The organism is Pseudomonas sp. H1_G08, from assembly GCF_054681355.1.
Map to the genome: position 1 here is coordinate 2,904,229 of NZ_CP162822.1, position 21,243 is coordinate 2,925,471.

Consider the following 21,243-nt stretch of genomic DNA (forward strand, 5'->3'; position numbering starts at 1 on the left):
CGCAAAAACTGTGGGAGCTGGCTTGCCAGCGAGGGGCCGGCCCAGGCGCCGGAGAACTACAACCCCTCCAGCTCCGCCATCAGATCATTCAACCGGTCAACCTTCTCCTCTGTAATGTCGCTGGCCGCCAGCCCATCGATGTACTCGGCCAGTTCCTCCACCGTGCTGCATTCGAACATCGCGCGCAGCGGCACGTTGCGTTGCAGGGCTTTTTGTACCCGCGAAGCGATCTGCGTAGCCAGCAACGAATGCCCGCCCAGTTCGAAGAAGTTGTCGCGCACGCCGACCTTTTCCACTTTCAGCACCTCAGCCCAGATATCAGCCAGGGTCTGCTCCAGCTCGTTGCGCGGGGCCAGATAATCCTCGCTCTGCAACTGACCGATCTCCAAGGCCGGCAAGGCTTTGCGGTCGAGTTTGCCGTTGGCATTGAGCGGCATCTGCTCCAGCCATAGCCAGTGCAGCGGCACCATGTATTCGGGGAGTTCGGCACGCAGGCGTTGCTTGATCCGCTCCAGGCGTTCGCCCGGATTGAGCGCTGCATCGGCCGCGACCAGATAACCGACCAGATGCTTGCCGTTGACGCCCTCCTGCACACCAACCGCCGCGTCGCGCACTTCCGGTTGTTCGTGCAGGCGCGCTTCGATTTCACCGAGTTCGATGCGGTAGCCGCGAATCTTCACCTGATGATCGACGCGGCCGACGTATTCCAGCACGCCGTCCGCGCGGCGCCGCGCCAGGTCACCGGTGCGGTACAAGCGCTCGCCCGGCGCGCCGAACGGATTCGGCACAAACACCGGCGCGGTGCGCAGCGGATCGCTGACGTAACCGCGACCGACGCCGGTGCCGGCAACACATAACTCACCCACCGCGCCCAAAGGCACCAGATCCAGCGCGCCATCGACCAGGTACAGCAAGTTATTGTCGGTCGGCGTGCCGATCGGCAAGTAACTGCCGCGCGTCGAGGCCATGTCGACACGGAAGAACGCCACGTCATCCGAGCATTCCGCTGGGCCGTAAGCATTGACCAGACCAATATCCGGGTAACGCAGCAGCCATTGATGCGCCAGTTCCGGCGGCATCGCTTCACCGGTCGGCAGCATCCAGCGCAAGCCGTCGAGGCTCAGACGCTCGGAGCCGAGCATGCCCTGAATCAGCGACGGCACACTCTCCAGCACAGTGATGCCCTGCGCCTGCACATGCGCCAGCAGACCTTGCGGATCGTGGGCAATCGCGTTCGGTACGATGTCGACCCGCGCGCCGAACAATGGCGCGGCGAGGAACTGCCAGACGGAAATGTCGAAGCTTTGCGAGGCGGTCTGCGCAGTCACATCGGCCTCGCTCAAGTCGAGGTACGGACGTTTGCTCAACTGGTTGTTGAGCATGCCGCGCTGCTCGACCATCACGCCTTTAGGCAGCCCGGTCGAACCCGAGGTGTAGATCACATAGGCGAGATTATCCGGGCCACTATGGATGCCGAGATTGTGCGTCGCTGCCGCCGACGCCTGCACCTCTTCCCACACCAGCAGGCGCGGACGATTCGAACAGCCAAACTCCTCGAGCAAGGTCTGCGCCTGTTCACGGCAAGCGGCGCTGCACACCAGCAACGGCGTGCGGCTCAGCTCGATGATGCGACTCAGACGCTGGCTCGGCAGGCCCGGATCCAGCGGCAGATAACCAGCGCCGGCCTTGAAGCTGCCGATGATCATGCCGAGCAGGTCGAGATTACGCTCGGCCAGCAGCGCCACTGGTTGGTCCATGCGCACACCGGCAGCGACCAGGGCATGGCCGAGGCGGTTGGTGTTGTGATTCAGTTCGGCATAGCTCAAATGCTGATCGAGGCAACTGGCGGCGATGCGCTGCGGATGCGCCGCGACCTGCGCTTCGAACAACGCCACGTAGCTTTGCTCCAGCGGATAGTCGTGGCCGCTCTGGTTGCAACCTTGCAACAGGAAATCGCGTTCTTCGTCGCCCAGCAGCGGCAAATCGGCCATGTCGCCATGGAAACCGTCGACCAGCGCCAGCAGCAGGCGCTTGAACTCATTGAGCATGCGCTCGACCGTCGATTCGTCGAAGTAACGCTGGTCATACGACAAATGCAAGCCAAGGTCATCGCCCGGGTAACACACCGCCGTCAACGGGAAGTTGGTGTGGGTGCGGCCTGAATCCGAGGTCGCATTCAGGCTCTGTGCACGATCAAGCACCGAGACTTCCACCGGGGCGTTTTCGAAGACGAAGAGGCTGTCGAACAGCGGCTGGCCTTTGGGCAATTCGCTCTGCTCCTGGATATTCACCAGCGGCAGGTATTCGTACTCGCGCAGTTGCATGTTGCTGTCGAGCAAAGCGCTGAGCCACTGGCGCACGCTGCTGCGCTGATCGTCCGCAGGCATCTTCACCCGCAGGGCAACGCTGTTGATGAACAGGCCGACGGTGCGTTGCATTTCCGGCATCTCCACCGGCCGCCCGGCCACAGTCACGCCGAAGAGCACGTCGCGATCGCCGCTCAGACGCCGCAAAACCAGAGCCCATGCAGCCTGGGCGAAGGTGTTGACGGTCAGTTGATGAGCCTGCGCAAGTTCCCGCAGCCGCATTCCGTCCTCGACATTGAGGCGGGTGTAGCGGTCGCCGACGATCATGCCGCCGCTTTCGCCAGCGTGCTCGCGCAAAAACGGCCGGTCGCTCGGGATCGGCGTGGTGCGCTCGAAACCTTGCAGATTCTGCCGCCACCACTGCCGCGCCTCGGCCAGGCTCTGGCGTTGCAGCCAGCCGATGTAGTCGCGATATCGCGGCGGCACGCTCAACTGCGCTTCACGACCTTCACCGAGGGCGGTGTAGATCTCGAAAAAGTCGTTCATCAGCAGCGAACGGCACCAGGCATCGATGAGGATGTGGTGGTTGCTCATCATGAACCAGTAACGCGCCGCGCCGACCTTGATCAGGCGCAGGTGAAACGGCGCCTGATTGAGCAGATCGAACCCGGCTTCGCGCTCGCTTTTCAGCAGCGCTTGCAGCTGTGGTTCCTGCTCGGTTTCGGCGACGGCGCTCCAGTCCAGATACTCGATCGGCGTGCGCCCCGGCGTGTGAATCACTTGCAGCATGTCTTCGCCAACGTTCCAGCAGAACGAAGCGCGCAATGCTTCATGACGAGCGATCACCGCTTGCCAGGCCTGGGCGAAACGCTCGGGGTCGAGCTCGCTGTTGATGCGATATCGATCCTGCATGTAGTACAGACCGGTGCCCGGCTCGAGCAAGGTATGCAGGAGCATGCCTTCCTGCATCGGCGTCAGCGGGTAGACATCTTCGATGTGCGCGGCCGGCACCGGCAGCGCATCGAGTTGCGCCTGAGTCAGTCTGGCTAGCGGGAAGTCCGATGGCGTCAGGCCGCCGGCGCCCTCTTGCAGACAATGGGCGATCAGGCTTTGCAACTCACCGAGGTAGGCGGCGGCCAGATCGTTAATGGTTTGCACCTCGTAACGCTCGGCACTGAAAGTCCAGCGCAGCAGCAATTCACCACCGTAAATCTGACTGTCGACACTCAGCTCGTTGGGCAACGGCGCCTGCGGATCGTGGGCTGCACCGATTGGCTCATCCAGCGGACGGAACAGCACATCGCTGCCGAAGCTCTGGTCGAACTGGCCGAGGTAGTTAAAGGTGATCGGCGCCTGTGGCAGCGCGGCCATGCTCTGGCGGCAGCCGTCATCGGCCAGATAACGCAACACGCCATAACCGAGACCTTTATGCGGAACGGCGCGCAATTGTTCTTTGATCGCCTTGATCGAAGCGCCCTGCCCGGCGGCCTCTTCGACATTGTGCGGAGTCAGGCGCAGCGGATAAGCGCTGGTGAACCAACCGACGGTGCGGGTCAGATCGATCTCGTCGAACAAGGTTTCGCGACCGTGTCCTTCCAGTTGAATCAGTGCCGAGGGCTGGCCACTCCAGCGGCACAGCACACGGGCCAGCGCGGTCAGCAGCAGGTCGTTGACCTGAGTGCGATAAGCGCTCGGTGCCTGTTGCAGCAATTGTCGGGTGCGCTCGGCATCGAGGCGCACGCTGACGGTTTGCGCATGACGATTCTGCCTACCGCCCTGCGGGTTTTCGCAAGGCAGATCAGCGCTCGGCCCGGCCAGTTGCGTTTGCCACCAACCGAGCTCTTCACGCAGGGATTCGCTGCCGGCATAAGCCTGCAAACGCGCGGCCCAGTCCTTGAAGGCGCTGGTTTTCGCCGGCAGTTTCAGCGGCTGCGCAGCGTCGAGTTGGCGATAGGCGGTTTGCAGATCATCCAGCAACACGCGCCAGGAAACGCCGTCGACGACCAAGTGGTGGATGGCGATGAACAGGCGTTGCTGAACATCCGCAACATCGACCAGCACCGCGCGCAGTAACGGGCCGTTGTGCAGATGCAGACTGCGTTGCGCGTCGGCGAACAGGGCTTCGCACTGATCCAGCGAATCGACGCTGACTTGCCAGAGCACATCCTCATTCGTCAGCGCTTGATGCGTCGCTTGCCATGCATCATCGGTTTCAGTGAAACGCAGACGCAGCGCATCGTGCTGTTCGATCACCGCCTGCAAAGCTTGCTGCAATCGTTGCGGCTCAAGGCGCGCAGTCGGTTCCAGCAACAGCGCCTGATTCCAGTGCTGACGCTGGGGAATGTCCGTATCGAAGAACCAGTGCTGAATCGGTGTCAGGCGCGATTCGCCATCCACCAGGCCCTGCTCGGCCATCACCTGCTCGGTGCGGCTGGCGACTGCGGCGAGGGTCTGCACGGTCTGGTGCTGGAACAGGTCGCGCGGACTGAAATGAATGCCCTGCTGACGCGCGCGGCTGACCACCTGAATCGACAGAATCGAGTCGCCGCCGAGTTCGAAGAAGTTATCGTTGAGGCCGACCTGCCTGACGTTGAGCACGTCGCACCAGATCTGCGCCAGGGTCTGTTCCAGCTCGTTGCTCGGTGCGACATAGTCCTGACGATTGAGCTCCAGATCCGGCGCCGGCAAGGCGCGGCGGTCGAGTTTGCCGTTGGCGGTCAGCGGCATGCTCGCCAGCAGCAGCAGGTGAGTCGGCACCATGTAATCCGGCAGTTGCGCCTTGAGGTGCGACTTGAGCGCTTCGCGCAGTTCAGCCTGTTGCGCTTCGCCTTGCCCGGCGACCTCCGTAACGAGGTAACCCACCAACTGCTTGCCACTCGGCGCATCCAGCGCCAGCACCACTGCTTCGCGGACCGAAGGGTGATCGAGCAGGCGCGTTTCGATTTCGCCCAGCTCGATGCGGAAGCCCCGGATTTTCACTTGATGGTCGATCCGCCCCAGATACTCGACCAGACCATCGGCACGCTGGCGCACCAGGTCGCCGGTGCGATACATGCGCCCGCCATCAGCGGCGAACGGGTCAGCGACAAAACGCTCGGCGCTGATGCCCGGGCGGTCGTGATAGGCCTGAGCCAGACCGGCGCCGCCGACAAACAATTCACCGGTCGCGCCTTGCGGCACCAAGGCCAGATCGGCATCGAGAATGTAGGCGACCCGTGCGCCGATCACGCTGCCGATCGGCACACTGCCGGCGCCCTCTTCCAGTACCTGCGGCGCCAGACTGGCCAGCGGCATGACCACGGTTTCGGTCGGGCCGTAAGCATTGAAAAACTGCGCCGGTTGGAATGCCGCGCGAATGCGCTGCAGATGCTCGCCGGTCAGCGCCTCACCGCCGGTGATGATCATGCGCACCGGCAGGACTTCATTTTGGGTCGCGAGGAACTGCGCCAACTGGCTGCCGTAGCTCGGCGTGAAGCCGAGGACGTTGATCCGATGCGCACGAATCAAGCCGCAGATTTCTTCCGCGTCCCACTGCCCTTGCGCCCGCAGTACCACCTGCGCACCGCTGAGCAGCGGCACCAGTAGACGTTCGGTGGCAGCGTCGAAGTTGATCGAATAGAAATGCAGTTCACAGTCGTCCGGGCGCATGCCGAAGCGCTCGATCACGGCCTGGCAGTGCATGGCGATTTCACCGTGGGAGACCACCACGCCTTTCGGTTTGCCGGTCGAGCCGGAGGTGTAAATCAGATAAGCCTGATGTTGCGGCAGGCTGATAAACGGCAACTCGCTGGCCGGGTAGTCGGCCAACCCGGCGCTGTCATCTTCCAGACACCAGCGCGCCACGCTTGGCGGCAACTCACCGAGGGCTTCGAACATCGCCCGATCGCTGAGCAGCAGGCCGACGCGACTGTCTTCGATCATGTAATGCAGGCGGTCGAGCGGGTATTCCGGATCCAGCGGCACATAGGCGCCGCCCGCCTTGAGAATCGCCAGCAGGCCGATGACCATTTCCAGCGAACGCTCCAGCGCCAGACCGACCCGCACTTGCGGGCCGACCCCGCGTTCCCGCAGCGCCCAGGCCAGACGATTGGCCCGGGCATCGAGTTCGGCGTAGCTCAGGGTCTGCCCGGCGAAAGTCAGTGCTGGTGCGTCTTTGCGCGCCAGTGCCTGTTCGGCGAACAGATGATGAATGCACTGATCGAGACGATGCTCGCCCGGCTCGATGCCGAGGCTGTCGAGCAGGTGCTGTTGCTCAGGCTTATCGAGCAGCGGCAGTTCACTGAGCCGTTGCTGCGGATCAGCGATCAACGCTTCAAGCAGGTTGCGCCAATGCCTGGCCATGCGCGCGATGGTCGGTTCGTCGAACAGATCGGTGCTGTAAGTCAGGCAGCAGCCGAGGCGATGGTCGAGGTCGGTGACTTCCAGATTGAGATCGAACTTGGTCGCCCGCGCATCGTTGGCCAGGTACTCGACGGTCATCCCAGCGAGCGTGCGGCTCTGCTGGAATTCCCAGCGCTGCACGTTGCACATCACCTGGAACAGCGGGTTGTAAGCCGCGCTGCGTGGCGGCTGCAAGGCTTCGACCAGATGATCGAACGGCAGATCCTGATGGGACTGGCCTTCGATCACGGTGTGGCGCACCTGCTCGAACAGTTCGCCGACCGACATCTGCCCGTCGAGCTGGCAACGCAGCACCTGGGTGTTGAGAAACGCCCCGATCAGCCCTTCACTCTCCGGGCGGATGCGGTTGGCCACCGGCGCACCGATGCGCAGGTCGGTCTGGCCGCTATAGCGGTACAGCAACGTGGCGAGCGCGGCGGTCATGGTCATGAACAGGGTCAGACCGTTTTGCGCGTTGAACGCCCGCACCCGCGCGGCGAGATCGTCGCTCAGATCGAAACGGAACAGCTCGCCCTGATGGCTCTGTACCGGTGGACGCGGACGGTCGCCGGGCAGTTCCAGCAGCGGATGTTCGCGACCGAGCTGCGCGGTCCAGTAATCGAGCTGGCGCTGGCGCTCGCCGGACTCCAGCCAGTTGCGCTGCCAGACGCTGTAGTCGAGGTATTGCACCGGCAGCGGCTCAAGCGGCGAGGCGCGCTCATCGACGAACGCTTCATACAGCGCGCTGAGTTCACGGGCAAAGATGTCCATCGCCCAGCCTTCGGTGACGATGTGGTGCAAGGTCAGGACGAAGTAATGCTCGTGCTCGGCGGTCTTGACCAGACAGGCGCGCAGCAGCGGACCGGTTTCCAGATCGAACGGCTGGTGCGCTTCTGCATCGGCCAGTTGCTGGACTTGTAGCTCCCGGACTTCTGCCGGCAGGCTGGAGAAATCTTTCCAGCCCATGCGCACGCCGGTCTCGGGATGCACTTGCTGGCGGGCGACACCGTCGACACTTGGGAATGTGGTGCGCAGGGTTTCGTGGCGCAGGATCAGCGCCTGCAACGCCGCCTCGAAATGCTCGACGTGCAGCACGCCGCGCAAGCGCGCCATGCCCCCGACGTTGTACGCCGGGCTGTCCGGCTCCATCTGCCAGAGGAACCACATGCGCTGCTGCGAATAGGACAGCGGCACCGCTTGGCTGCGGTCGACTGTGCCAATTGGCAACTGTTGATTGGTGCGGCCGCTGACCTGGATCAGGCGAATCTGTTCGGCGTAATCGCCCAGTTCGCTGTGCTCGAACAATGTGCGCAGCGGCAGTTCGACGTCACAGGCCTGACGTGTGCGCGAAATGATTTGCGTGGCCAGCAGCGAGTGACCGCCGAGGGCGAAGAAATCATCGCGCAGGCCAACCCGCTTCAGACCCAGCACTCCGCGCCAGATCCCGGCGATTTGTTGCTCCAGTTCGCTGACCGGCTCGATATGTTCACGCACCTGCCATTGCGGCTCGGGCAAGGCGCGGCGGTCGAGTTTGCCGCTGGGACTCAGCGGCATCGCATCAAGGCGCAGCAATTGTGCGGGCACCATGTATTCCGGCAGCTCGTCAGCGAGGGCAGCTTTCAGCCGAATAATTTGCTCATCGGCATTTTCCTGCGCATCGGTCGCCGTGAAGTAGCCGATCAGTTGCGCACCGGCAGCGGTTTCCCGCACCAGGACCACGGCCTGGGCGACGCCATTTTGCGCCAGCAGTCGCGCCTGGATTTCTTCAGGTTCGACGCGAAAGCCGCGCAGCTTGACCTGCTGATCGAGACGACCGAGGTATTCGATCACGCCGGCGGACGTCCAGCGCGCACGGTCGCCGGTACGGTACAAACGGGCGCCCTGCTCACCCAGTGGATCGACGACAAAACGCTCGGCGGTCAACGCCGGACGACCCAGGTAACCGCGAGCCAGACCAATACCGCTGATGCACAGCTCGCCCGGCACGCCTGCCGGCACTGGATTGAGATCGGCATCGAGAATGCGGCAGATCACATTGCCCAGCGGCCGGCCAATCGGCGAGCGCTCGCCATCGGCAGTTGTGCAGTGCCAATGGGTGACGTTGATCGCGGTTTCAGTCGGCCCGTAACGGTTGTGCAATTGCACCGCCGGCAATTGCGCCAGTACCCGATTGCGCAGCTCGGCGGGCAAGGCTTCACCGCCGGAAAACACCCGGCGCAGGCTGGTGCATTCGGCACTCAGCGGCTCATCGATGAACAGCGCCAGCAGCGGCGGGACGAAGTGCAGCGTGGTCACGCCGTATTGCTGGACCCGTTGCGCGATGCGATACGGGTCACGGTGCTCACCGGGCGCGGCAAGCAGCAGCCGCGCGCCGCTGATCAGCGGCCAGAAGCATTCCCACACCGAGACGTCGAAACTGATCGGCGCTTTTTGCATCAGCACGTCGGTTTCGTCGAGGCGGTACGTGTCCTGCATCCATTGCAGGCGCTCGGCCAGCGCGGCGTGGGTGTTGCCGACGCCTTTCGGTTGCCCGGTGGAACCCGAGGTGTAAATCACGTAGGCGAGGTTGTCGCCGTGCAGTCGCAGGCCCGGTGCCTGGCTCGGCCATTTATCCAGGTGCAGCGCATCCATGGCGATCACGCTGACGCCATCGCTGGCCGGCAGACGCTCGAGCAATTGCGTCTGGGTCAGGAGCAGTTCGACGCCACTGTCGCGGAGCATGTACGCGAGACGTTCGGCCGGATAATCCGGATCAAGCGGCACATAGGCGCCGCCAGCCTTGATGATCGCCAGCAGGCCGATCAGCAGTTGCGGCGAACGCTCGGCGGCAATGGCCACGCACACGTCAGGGCCGACGCCCTTGTCGCGCAGGTAATGGGCGAGCCGGTTGGCTTGCGCGTGCAGCTCGGCAAAATCCAGACGACCGCCGTCCCACACCAGCGCGGTGCGTTGCGGGGTTTTGCGCACTTGTTGCTCGAGCAGGTCCGGCAGCCATTGTTGCGCCGGGCTGCACGGGGCCACGCTCCAGTCTTTCTGCTGATTCTGCTCGCTGGCGGTCAGCAAGCGCAGATCGCCGATGGCCTGCTGTGGCTGTTCGCAAACTTCGCTGAGCAGATTGTGGAAATGCTCGGCCAGGCGCTCGATGGTCGCGGCGTCGAACAGTTCGCTGGCGTAGTCGAACGCCAAGCTCAGGCGCCCGTTACGATCCTCTTCACTGTGCAACTGCAGATCGAACTTGGCTTCGCGACTGTGCCACGGCAGTTCTTCGGCGAGCAGACCCGGCAGGCGCTTGAGCGCACTGAGGTCGCGCTGCTGATGGTTGAACATGACTTGGAACAGTCCCTGTTCGCGGGCCTGCGGGAACGCTTCGAGCAATTGTTCGAAGGGCAGATCCTGATTGGCCTGGGCGCCGAGTGCGGCCTGGCGCGTCTGGTTCAGCAGCTCGGCAAATGTCAGGCGCGAATCGATTTGCGCACGCAACACCTGGGTATTGATGAAGAAGCCGATCAGGCTTTGGGTTTCCAGGCGCGGACGGTTGGCGTTGGGCACGCCGATGCGAATGTCGCGCTGACCGCTGTAGCGGTGCAGCAAACTTTGCAACGCAGCGAGCAGAAGCATGAACGGCGTGGCTTCGTGAGCCTGCGCGGTCTGGCGGATCGCCTCGCTGAGTTCGGTACTCAAGCGCACGCTGTGGCGCGCGGCGCTGTGGTTGTGTCTGGCCGAGCGCGGGTGATCGGTGGCCAGTTCCAGTGGCGGATGTTCTTCGCCCAGTTGCGCTTGCCAGTACGCCAGTTGCCGCTCGCCCTCGCCTTGCGCCAGCCATTGCCGCTGCCAGTTGCCGTAATCGGCGTATTGCGTGGGCAGCGCTGCCAGTGTCGCCGGCGTCCCTTGGGTTGCCGCCGCGTAGAGACGCGAGAATTCGTCGAGGAGAATATTCAGCGACCAGCCGTCAGCGATGATGTGGTGCAGGGTCACCTGTAACTGATGCTGTTCATCATCGAGGCGCACCAGCGTCACTCGCAGCAACGGGCCTTTTTCCAGATCGAACCGAGTGCGCGCCTCGTCTTCGCGAATCTGCTCGGCACGGGCTTCACGCTCGGGCATTGGCAGGTCGCTGATGTCGATCAGTTGCAGGTTGAATTCGGCATCAGCGAGCACTTGCTGCAATGCCACGCCGTCGCGCTCGAAGAAACGTGTGCGCAAGGATTCGTGGCGTTCGAGCAGTTGCTGGAAACTTTTGCGCACGGCGTCTTCGTCGAGTTCGCCACGCAGGCGCAGACCACCGGGAATGTTGTAGGCGCTGCTCTGTGGATCGAGTTGCCAGGTGATCCACAGACGGTTTTGTGCCAGCGATTGCGGCATCGGTTCGCTGCGCGGCAACGTGCTGATCGGAACTGGAGCGCTCCCGCCGTCCTGTTTTAGCTGCGCCACAGCGGCAGCGAAGGTGGACAGGGTTGGCGCTTCGAACAGCAGGCGCAGGCTCAGCTCCACATCGAGTGCTTCGCGAACCCGCGCAACCACTTGCGTGGCGGCGATCGAGTTGCCGCCGAGCAGAAAGAAATGGTCGTCGCCACTGACCTGCTTGACGTTGAGTTGCTCGGCCCAGATTTGCCCGATCAACGCTTCAAGATCCGAAGTGCTGCTGGTCGCGTTTTCCGTTGCCGCTGTAATCGAAGGGAAGAGCGCGTAACTGTCGAGACTGCCATCAGCCAGACGATTGCGGCACGCCGAGCGCTGCAGTTTGCCACTGGAAGTTTTCGGCAACGCGCCCGGATTGAGCAGCACCACCACGCTTGGCGCCTCCTGATACGCCTCGGCCACGGCTTGGCGAATAGCTTTGATCAGCGCATCTGGCGCAAGGATTTTCTGCACGCTGCGGCTGATTTCCGCAGCGATGCCGATGCCCTCTTCGCCGTTGTGAGTGACCGCGAACGCCGCCACACGCCCCTTGCGCACCACTTCGACTTCGCGCTCGACAGTCTGCTCGATGTCCTGCGGATACAGGTTATGGCCACGGACGATGAGCATGTCTTTCAGACGCCCGGTGACGAACAGTTCGCCGTCACGGATAAAACCCAGGTCGCCGGTGCGCAACCAGGTGCGGCCGACGTGCTGGACAAAAGTCTTGGCGCTGGCTTCGGGGTTGCGCCAGTAACCGTGGGCGATGCTCGGGCCGGCGGCCCAGACTTCACCGACGGCATTGTCGGTCAGTTCCTCGAGCGTGTTGGGATCGACAATCAGCACCGCGTGCTCAGGCTGACTGATGCCGCAGCTCATGATCGCGCTGCCGTCGCCCGGCTCGGCGCGGTTTTGCGCCAGCGCCTGATCGTCCACGCGCAGTGCCGGGATGCCGGTGCCGCGCGGCGTGCCGGCGACAAACAGGGTCGCCTCGGCCAGACCGTACGAAGCCATGAAGCTGTTGTCGCTGAAACCGCAAGCAGCGAATTTTTCCGCGAAGCGTTCAAGGGTGTCGAGGCGAATCGGCTCGGAGCCAGAATAGGCCACGCGCCATCGACTGAGATCGAGGCGCTCAAGGGCCGACTCGCTGACCCGCTCACTGCACAAACGGTAGGCGAAATCCGGGCCGCCGCTGATGGTGCCGCCGTATTCGGCAATCGCTTCCAGCCAGCGCAACGGCCGGCCGAGGAAGTACGCCGGCGACATCAGAATGCACGGTACGCCGCTGAAAATCGATTGCAGCAGACCGCCGATCAGACCCATGTCGTGATACAGCGGCAACCAACTGACGATGACGTCGTCCGGGTTGACGTCGATGCCGAAGCCGTGACGGATCAGCAGTTCATTGGCGACCAGATTGCCATGGCTGACTTGCACGCCCTTGGGGAGCGCGGTGGAGCCGGAAGTGTATTGCAAAAAAGCGATGTGCTCGGGCGGCAGGGGCGGCTCAACCCACTGTTCGGCCAGTGCGCTGTCCAGAGTGTCGACGCACAACAGCGGCGGCGCGCCTTCGATTTGCTGCAAGGCGTCGCGCAGATCGGCGCTGGTCAGCAACAGCCTGGGCTCGGCGTCGGCAATGATCGACAGCAATCGCTCCTGATGATGACGACGGGCGGATTCCGGCGGATAGGCCGGTACCGCAATCACACCGGCGTACAGGCAACCGAAAAACGCCGCGACGTAATCCGCGCCACTGGGAAACAGCAGCACCGCACGCTCACCGAATCCGGCCTCGGCCTGCAGCGCAGCGGCGATGGTGCGCGCGCGTTGATCCAGTTCGCGATAGCTGAGCACCACAGCCTGCTCCGGGTTTTCGGCGAGAAAACGCAAGGCCAGTCGGTCCGGCGTCAGGGCTGCGCGACGCTTGAGGGCTTGGACCAGGGTGCTGGGGAGTTCGAACGCGTCGGTCATGAGGTTTCCTGCCTGAATTCGGCTTGCAAGTGGAATCGGGTGGCTGCGTCACACCTGTCGAGAGGCGTGCGGGGCGCGGTCTGTGCCGACCGCGCAAGGCATCGGAATGCGCTGAGGCCGGGGATCTGCACCCGGGCCATTCACCAATGAGAACGGATGGAGTGGGGAAATAATTAGTCGGCAGGCACGACGTCCAGCGGGGCCAGGGTGCGGCGGCGTGTCGCAGTTGGCAAAACACATCGACTTACAGCACTACTTCTCTTTCTCATTTGACAATCATTATCATTCAACATAATTTGTCGCTCGATGTGTAGGACGGCGCCGTCCCCCGAGGCCCTCCCACTAACCTATTGGCAGCAAGGTGATTTCCATGACGGAACAAGTATCCACAAGCAGGTGCGATTCACCGCTACTTCAGGCATTCGTCGACAATCGACTGATTCTGGTCAAGATTGCAGCCCGCATTACCGGTTGCAGGTCTCGTGCCGAAGACGTGGTTCAGGATGCGTTTTTCCGACTGCAATCGGCGCCGCCGATCACGTCGTCGATCAAGGCTCAGCTGAGCTACCTGTTCCAGATCGTGCGCAACCTCGCCATCGATCACTACCGCAAGCAGGCGCTCGAACAGAAATACTCAGGCCCGGAAGAGGAAGGCTTGAACGTGGTGATTCAGGGCGCTTCGCCGGAAACTTCGCACATCAACTTCTCGACTCTGGAACACATCGCCGATGCGCTGACCGAGCTGCCCAGCCGCACCCGCTATGCCTTCGAGATGTACCGTCTGCACGGCGTGCCGCAGAAAGACATCGCCAAGGAACTGGGCGTATCGCCCACCCTGGTCAACTTCATGATTCGTGATGCTTTGGTGCACTGCCGCAAGGTCTCGGGCAGTCGGCGGGATGCGGTGATTGCGGGTCGTCGTTAGGATCCGGATTCTGCGTCAAGCCATTCGCGAGCAGGCTCGCTCCCACAGGGTTTGATCAACGACACAAACCCAGTGTGGGAGCGAGCCTGCTCGCGAAAGCGGCCTCAGACCCAACGAAATTCCGAGGCCGAACACATCAGGCCAACCGGCACCGATCAAAAAACCGCTCCCGCCCCAGAATCATCAGCGCCGCGCGCTTGTGCGGAAAATCGAATTCCTTCTCGCAGTGAAAACATTGGTTGTGCATATGTCCGATCATCTTCGCGTTGTCGGCACGCGGCTCGGCGACCACGCGCTGGGTCCGTGGATCATCGAGAAACAGGTAATGCACCAGCGCCGATAACCAGCTCGCCACTTTATGCGGGCCGCGATGACTTTCCTCGCCGACCAGCATGTGAATGCCACGGTCGTAATCGCCGGCATCGTAGAACGGCGCGATGCGATCTTCCTTGGCCCAGTAGGCTTCGAAGTAAGCGAAAGGCTGGTCATCGAAACAACCAATCAGCGTCAGCGTATGCGGATCGGCCTCGAGCTTGCCGAGGTATTCGCGATGCTGCTCAAGGCTGCCCTCCTCCTGCCAGAAACTCGCCACGCGCGGGCTGTTCTGCCAGCGATTGAAGCGCGACAGATCTTCTTCGATTTCCAGCGTTCGCAAGGAAATCCATGCGCCGAGCCGCGCATCGAAACGCCGGTAGACTTCACCGCGCGGTTTCACCGGTCGCAGCGGATGGCGCCTGCCGTGGCTGATGACCATTTGCTGCGGATAGCTGCCGGTCAGTGAAGTGCCCAGCCACGGCTGCGGCAATTGCCAGAACAGCGTGCGCTCGCAGCGATATTCGCCGGCGACTTCGGTGTTGATCAGCAAACCACTGCGCAAGGCTTCGGTTGGTGGCTGATCGAGTTGCCAGGTCAATTGCTGACATGCCGGATCACGGGCGAACAGCCAATAACAGGCCGCCCACAAGGCTTGGCCGGGCGGCAGGGCAAAACGCTCATCAAGCTGGATCGGGCCATTGGCCTCGCGGTCCAGGCGCAGCCGAATCAGCGGTTGCCCGTCCAGGCACAGGCTCAGCCGGCTCTCGGTAGCATCAGCGATCAATCGACTGCCCGAGGGCAATGCCAGGGCAGTGAGGTCATTCAGATTGGACATGGGTCGGGCTCACGTAATCGTCGACAGTTCAACGAAGTGACGTGAGCCGGGAGGGGAAATTTAAGCGCGAGAGGCAATTAGCGCTTCAGTGATGAGGCGCCGGCATCACGGCAATCCTGTAGGGCTCGAAAATCCTCAGCAATTCGCCGTTGTCGCGCAAACGCTGCAACAGGTTGCCGAAGGCTTCGCCGGTGATAGGAGCGCTTGGCCGCAGAATCGCGTAATGGTGATAGATCTGATCGGTACGCTGCGACGCCAACAGCTCATCGCGGACCTTCTCGTTGCGCAGCAGGTAATCGAACAGATAGGAACGGGTGACCAGGGCAATGTCGGCGCGCCCGCGCAGGACCATCAGCAGGTTGCTGTCGTGGGAATAGGTCAGCGTCGCGTTGTAGTTTTTCGCGAGATATTTCGGGTCGGCGTTGAAGTCGGCGAATTCGTAGTGATAACCGCTGAACAGCGCCAGACGTTTGCCCGACAGGCTCGAGAAGTAGTTTTGCTGGCGGCCGTCTTCGCGTTGCGCGACAAAAATCTCGGCGTCTTCCAGGCCCATGTCGACGTCGTCGTGGGGAATGTCCTTCCAGCCCCACTCGGGGTTCTCGAAGATCGCCATATCGATGCGGCCTTGCTTGAAATCACCGAAGCGGCGCGGGATCGACGTCGGCACCAGGACAAATTGATAATCGCTCTGCGAGCGGTTCAGCGCCTCGACCAATTGCGGCAACAGGCCGGTGTCGGCGCCGTTTTCCGGGCGAATCGTATAAGGCGGGAAATGCGCGGCGCCGACCCGGACCAATTGCGCTGACTGAGCGGGCAATACCCATAACGCAGCCAGCGCAGCGAGCAGCAGCCCGGCGGCTGTCCGAATTGGCGAAGACTTCAAAACACCCCACTCCCCGAAAAAAATAGCGATCAATGCATTCAAGCTAGGCGGTTTCGCCGACTTAGCCAGTTTCCCGGCCGGTCCGACAACCGTTCAACGCGCTTCGAGGACCAGAATCAACGCTTCATCGGCGAGTTGATCGAGGCTCAAACTGCCGCCGGCACGGAACCAGGTGGTGGTCCAGGACAGTGCGCCGGTAAGGAAACGTCGGGTAATAAAAACGTCGCCGCGAATAAAGCCGGCGTCCTTGGCCTCGCCCAGAACCTGCAGCCAGATGTCTTCATAAACATCACGCAAAGCGAGGACTTTAGCCTGGCCGTCCTCGGACAATGAGCGCCATTCGTACACCAGCACGGCCATCGCCTCGCCACTGCCGCCCATGATCGACTGCAACTCGCAACGAATCAGTGCCAGCACCCTTTCGCGCACATTGCTCGCCTCGGCCAAGGCTGCGCGCATCAACGCGGTGTTGTAGCGGATGGTTTCCTCCATCACCGCGCGGAGTATTTCATCCTTGCTTTTGAAGTGATGAAAAATACTGCCCGACTGAATGCCCACAGCACTGGCCAGATCACGCACTGTGGTGCGCTCATAGCCTTTGTTGCGAAACAGGTGAGCCGCCACTTGCAGCAATTTGCCACGGGCGCTGTCCGGGTCGGTCAACTGGCCTTGGTCGACCAGTTCGCGCATGACCCGCAGGGCTTTTTGCTCGTCCACCCGTTCTCTCCTACAGTCGATCAGTGTGTTGCCCCCTGTAACCGCAGGGTTGCGCGCAATTTAAGCCGCGCGCGGGCACCAAGCAAGCGCTTGGGCAGAAGAATGTTTCGCCTGTTTACAAACCAAGCGCTTGCTTGGTAGCCTCCAGACACTTCTGTCGCAGGTCCCTGAGTCGGAGATAAAAATGCCAACCACCGTGCGAATCGGCTGCGCCAGTGCTTTTTGGGGCGACACCTCCACCGCTGCCGCCCAGCTTGTCTCCAGCGGAAACCTGGATTATCTGGTGTTCGATTATCTGGCCGAGATCACCATGTCGCTCATGGCTGGTGCGCGTCTTAAAGACCCACAGGCCGGGTTCGCGGGTGACTTCGTTGAAGTGCTGGCGCCGCTGCTGACGCAACTGGCCGAACAGAAAATCCGCGTGATCAGCAATGCCGGCGGGGTCAATCCGCAGGCTTGCGCGGCGGCCCTGCAAGCGGCCTGCGACCAGGCTGGGGTCCAGCTGAAGATTGCCGTGTTGCTCGGCGATGACCTGCAAGGACAGCTCAAAAGCCCCGCCGACATCCGCGAAATGTTCAGCGGCGCCCCATTGCCGCGTATGTGCGTGTCGACCAACGCCTACCTCGGCGCGCCGGGAATTGTCGAAGCTTTGCGCCTGGGTGCCGACATTGTCATCACCGGCCGGGTGGTCGACAGCGCCGTGGTCAGTGCGGCGTTGGTTCACGAATTCGGCTGGTCGTGGCATGACTACGACAAACTCGCCCAGGCCGCACTGGCCGGGCACATCATCGAATGCGGCGCGCAGTGCACCGGCGGTAATTTCACCGACTGGCGCGAGGTGCCGGATTACGAGCACATCGGTTTTCCGATCGTCGAGGTCAGCGCCGGTGGCCAGTTCCTCGTCAGCAAACCCGAAGGCTCCGGCGGACTGGTCACACCATTGACGGTCGGCGAGCAGATGCTCTACGAAATCGGCGATCCGCAGGCCTATCTATTACCCGACGTGATCTGCGATTTCAGCCAGGTCAAACTCCAGCAACAAGGCAAAAACGTCGTGCACGTGCACGGTGCCAAAGGCCTGCCGCCTACCGACAAATACAAGGTCAGCGCCACGTACCCGGACGGTTTTCGCTGCACCGCCAGTTGCCTGATGGCCGGCATCGACGCAGTGGACAAGGCGCGGCGGGTCAGTCAGGCAATCATCGACAAGACCGCCGAGATGTTCAGCCTGCGCGGCTGGGCGCCGTACAGCGAAACCCATGTCGAACTGCTCGGCAGCGAAGCCACCTACGGCCCCCACGGCCAGCGCCGCGACAGCCGTGAAGTGGTGATCAAAATCGCCGTGCGCCATCCCGACAAACGCGCACTGGTACTGTTTTCCAGAGAGATCGCCCAGGCCGCGACCGGCATGGCGCCGGGCTTGACCGGCATCGTGGGCGGTCGTCCGACCGTATACCCCCTCATCCGTCTGTTCTCTTTCCTCATCGATAAAAGCGCCTGCACCCTGCAAGTCGACATCGCAGGCGAACGTCATCCGTGCGCCCTGCCCGACCCGGTGGCTCTGGACAGTGCAGATTTGCCGCTCGCCCAGCAACCACCGAAACCCCTGGGCCGCGCCGATGCCAGTGCGCCGTTGGTGAAACTGGCGGTGGCGCGCTCCGGCGACAAGGGCAACCACAGCAATATCGGCGTGATGCCGCGCCATCCCGATTACCTGCCGTGGATCGCCGAAGCGCTGACCACCTCGGTGGTGGTCGACTGGATGCGGCACGTCCTCGATCCGCTTCTCGGGCGTGTCGAACGCTGGTATCTGCCCGGCACCCACAGCCTCAACTTTCTTTTGGAAAACGCCCTCGGCGGTGGCGGTGTCGCCAGTCTGCGCATCGACCCGCAAGGCAAAGCCTTCGCCCAGCAACTATTGGAAATCCAGATCCCGGTGCCGCAGAGCGTCGCCGAACAGCTCGACTAGAGGATGGTGTGCATGGCTTACGCGTCGATTTTCCGCGCCGATCTGTTCAGCGGCCAGAACCTGATTGTCACCGGTGGCGGCAGCGGCATCGGTCGCTGCACCGCCCATGAACTGGCGGCCCTCGGCGCCAATGTGCTGCTGGTCGGGCGCAAGCCGGAAAAGCTCGAAAAAGTCGCCGCCGAAATCGCCGAGGACGGCGGCCGCGCGCACTGGAAGGCCTGCGATATCCGCGATGAAGAAGCGGTCAAGCAACTGGTCAAAGAGCTGATCGCCGAACACGGGCCGATCCACGGCCTGGTCAACAACGCCGGCGGCCAATACCCGTCGCCCTTGGCCTCAATCAATCAGAAGGGCTTTGAAACCGTGCTGCGGACCAATCTGGTCGGCGGCTTTCTGATGGCCCGCGAAGTGTTCAACCAGTCGATGAGCAAACATGGCGGCAGCATCGTCAACATGCTCGCTGACATGTGGGGCGGCATGCCCGGCATGGGCCACTCGGGGGCAGCGCGTTCGGGCATGGACAATTTCACCAAGACCGCCGCGTTCGAGTGGGGTTACGCCGGGGTCCGGGTCAACGCGGTGGCGCCGGGCTGGATTGCGTCCAGCGGCATGGACACTTACGAAGGCGCATTCAAAGCGGTGATTCCGACCCTGCGCGAGCATGTGCCGCTCAAGCGTATCGGCACCGAATCGGAAGTCAGTGCGGCGATCGTGTTTCTGCTCAGCCCGGCGGCGGCATTCATCAGCGGCACCACAGTGAAAATCGACGGCGCCGCCAGCCTCGGCAGTCGCGCCTGGCCGCTGCACAAGGCCAGCCACAGCGAATCATTCAATGGCTTCCACCGCGCGTTTTTACCAGAAGTGTTGCGTCCCGACGTGCTCAAGGACAAGGAATAAGCCATGGCGCAGATTCAGTCGCAACTCGATCCGCACAGCGAAGCGTTCGCGCGCAACCGCGCGGCCATGCTCGCCGCCATCGAGCAGGTGCAGCAGCTCGAACAGAACCTGCTGAACAAGGCCGCCGAAGCCAAAGAAAAATTCAGCAAACGCGGGCAACTGTTGCCCCGCGAGCGCTTGAACCTTTTGCTCGACCCCGGCGCGCCGTTCCTCGAACTGGCCAGCCTCGCCGGCTACAAGTTGCATGACGACAAGGACGGCAGTTCGGCCGGTGGCGGGCTGATTGCCGGCATCGGTTATGTCTGCGGCATCCGCGCGATGGTGGTCGCCAACAACAGCGCGATCAAGGGTGGCACGATCTCGCCGAGCGGCCTGAAAAAATCCCTGCGCCTGCAACAGATCGCTCGGGAAAACAAACTGCCGATGATCACCCTCGCCGAAAGCGGCGGCGCCAATCTCAACTACGCGGCAGAGATCTTTGTCGAAGGCGCGCGCAGTTTCGCCAATCAGGCGCGCATGTCAGCAATGGGTTTGCCGCAGATCACCGTGGTACACGGCTCGGCCACGGCGGGCGGCGCCTATCAACCGGGATTGTCGGACTACGTGGTGGTGGTGCGCGGCAAGGCCAAGCTGTTCCTCGCCGGCCCGCCATTGCTCAAAGCGGCGACCGGCGAAGTGGCCAGCGATGAAGAACTCGGTGGCGCCGAAATGCACGCGCAGGTCGCCGGCACTGCCGAATATCTCGCCGAAAACGACGCTGACGGCATACGCCAGGTCCGCGACATCATGCGCATGCTGCCATGGAACGAGCAGTTGCCGTGGCTGCCGCAGCCGCAATTCAAAGAACCGCTCTACCCTATCGACGAACTGCTCGGGCTGATCCCCGACGATGCAAAAAAGCCCTACGACGTGCGCGAAATCATCGCGCGGATTGCCGATGAGTCGGACTTTCTCGAGTTCAAAGGCGAGTTCGACCAGCAAACCATTTGCGGCCAACTGAGAATCCAGGGCCGCGCCTGCGGCTTCATTGGCAACAACGGCCCGATCACCCCGCAAGGTGCGAGCAAGGCGGCGCAGTTCATCCAGTTGTGCGACCAGAGCCAGACGCCGCTGCTGTTTTTCCACAACACCACGGGGTTCATGGTCGGCACCGAATCGGAACAGCAAGGGGTGATCAAACACGGCTCGAAACTGATCCAGGCGGTGGCCAACGCACGGGTGCCTAAACTGACCATTGTCGTCGGCGGTTCCTACGGCGCCGGCAACTACGCCATGTGCGGACGCGGGCTCGATCCGCGTTTCATTTTCGCCTGGCCCAACAGCCGCACAGCGGTGATGGGCGGCGCTCAGGCCGGCAAGGTTCTGCGCATCGTCACTGAGGCCAAACAGCTCAAGGACGGCATCGAGCCCGATCCGAAAATGCTCGACATGCTCGAACAGATGACAGCGCAGAAACTCGACAGCCAGTCCACCGCACTGTACGGCAGCGCCAACCTGTGGGACGACGGCCTGATCGACCCGCGCGACACCCGCACCCTGCTTGGCTACTTGCTGGATATTTGCCACGAAGCCGACAGGCGTACGCTGCAACCCAACAGCTTCGGCGTCAGCCGCTTCTGACCGCCACGGATCCTACGGAGAACAACA

8 protein-coding genes are annotated in these 21,243 nt (G+C 62.4%); 4 read left to right on the forward strand and 4 right to left on the reverse strand.

Annotated elements, in window-relative coordinates; all coding sequences use genetic code 11:
* Positions 1-56 precede the first annotated feature (56 nt).
* The gene (locus AB4N85_RS13175) at positions 57-13,055 is read right to left on the reverse strand and encodes a non-ribosomal peptide synthetase (RefSeq protein ID WP_460068293.1); all 12,999 of its coding nucleotides are present in this window, start codon (positions 13,053-13,055) and stop codon (positions 57-59) included.
* Between the two features lie 370 nt (positions 13,056-13,425).
* On the opposite strand from AB4N85_RS13175, the gene AB4N85_RS13180 reads away from it, so the two are divergent.
* Positions 13,426-13,980 carry an RNA polymerase factor sigma-70 gene (locus AB4N85_RS13180; protein WP_008088195.1) on the forward strand — a complete coding sequence of 185 codons (555 nt, stop codon included), beginning with the start codon at positions 13,426-13,428 and terminating at the stop codon, positions 13,978-13,980.
* Positions 13,981-14,116: 136 nt separating this feature from the next.
* Here the strand turns inward: AB4N85_RS13180 and AB4N85_RS13185 are convergent, their stop codons facing one another.
* From AB4N85_RS13185 to AB4N85_RS13195, 3 genes are all read right to left on the reverse strand, one after another.
* Positions 14,117-15,130, reverse strand: coding sequence for a GNAT family N-acetyltransferase (locus tag AB4N85_RS13185; RefSeq protein WP_056788546.1), 1,014 nt, complete (start codon positions 15,128-15,130; stop codon positions 14,117-14,119).
* A gap of 85 nt (positions 15,131-15,215) precedes the next feature.
* Positions 15,216-16,013: a substrate-binding periplasmic protein gene (locus AB4N85_RS13190; RefSeq protein ID WP_041478456.1), complete on the reverse strand. Its 798-nt coding sequence runs from the start codon at positions 16,011-16,013 to the stop codon at positions 15,216-15,218.
* A gap of 93 nt (positions 16,014-16,106) precedes the next feature.
* Positions 16,107-16,730: a TetR/AcrR family transcriptional regulator gene (locus AB4N85_RS13195; protein ID WP_056788543.1), complete on the reverse strand. Its 624-nt coding sequence runs from the start codon at positions 16,728-16,730 to the stop codon at positions 16,107-16,109.
* A gap of 184 nt (positions 16,731-16,914) precedes the next feature.
* Between AB4N85_RS13195 and AB4N85_RS13200 the strand changes: the two genes are divergently transcribed.
* Genes AB4N85_RS13200 through atuC form a run of 3 tightly spaced genes read left to right on the forward strand, consistent with a single transcriptional unit; the run spans position 16,915 to position 21,216 of the window.
* On the forward strand, positions 16,915-18,699 hold the full coding sequence (locus AB4N85_RS13200; protein ID WP_460068297.1) for an acyclic terpene utilization AtuA family protein: 1,785 nt from the start codon (positions 16,915-16,917) through the stop codon (positions 18,697-18,699).
* Between the two features lie 12 nt (positions 18,700-18,711).
* Positions 18,712-19,596: an SDR family oxidoreductase gene (locus tag AB4N85_RS13205; protein WP_256809686.1), complete on the forward strand. Its 885-nt coding sequence runs from the start codon at positions 18,712-18,714 to the stop codon at positions 19,594-19,596.
* Positions 19,597-19,599: 3 nt separating this feature from the next.
* Positions 19,600-21,216: a geranyl-CoA carboxylase subunit beta gene (gene atuC, locus AB4N85_RS13210; protein ID WP_460068299.1), complete on the forward strand. Its 1,617-nt coding sequence runs from the start codon at positions 19,600-19,602 to the stop codon at positions 21,214-21,216.
* Positions 21,217-21,243: the final 27 nt, after the last annotated feature.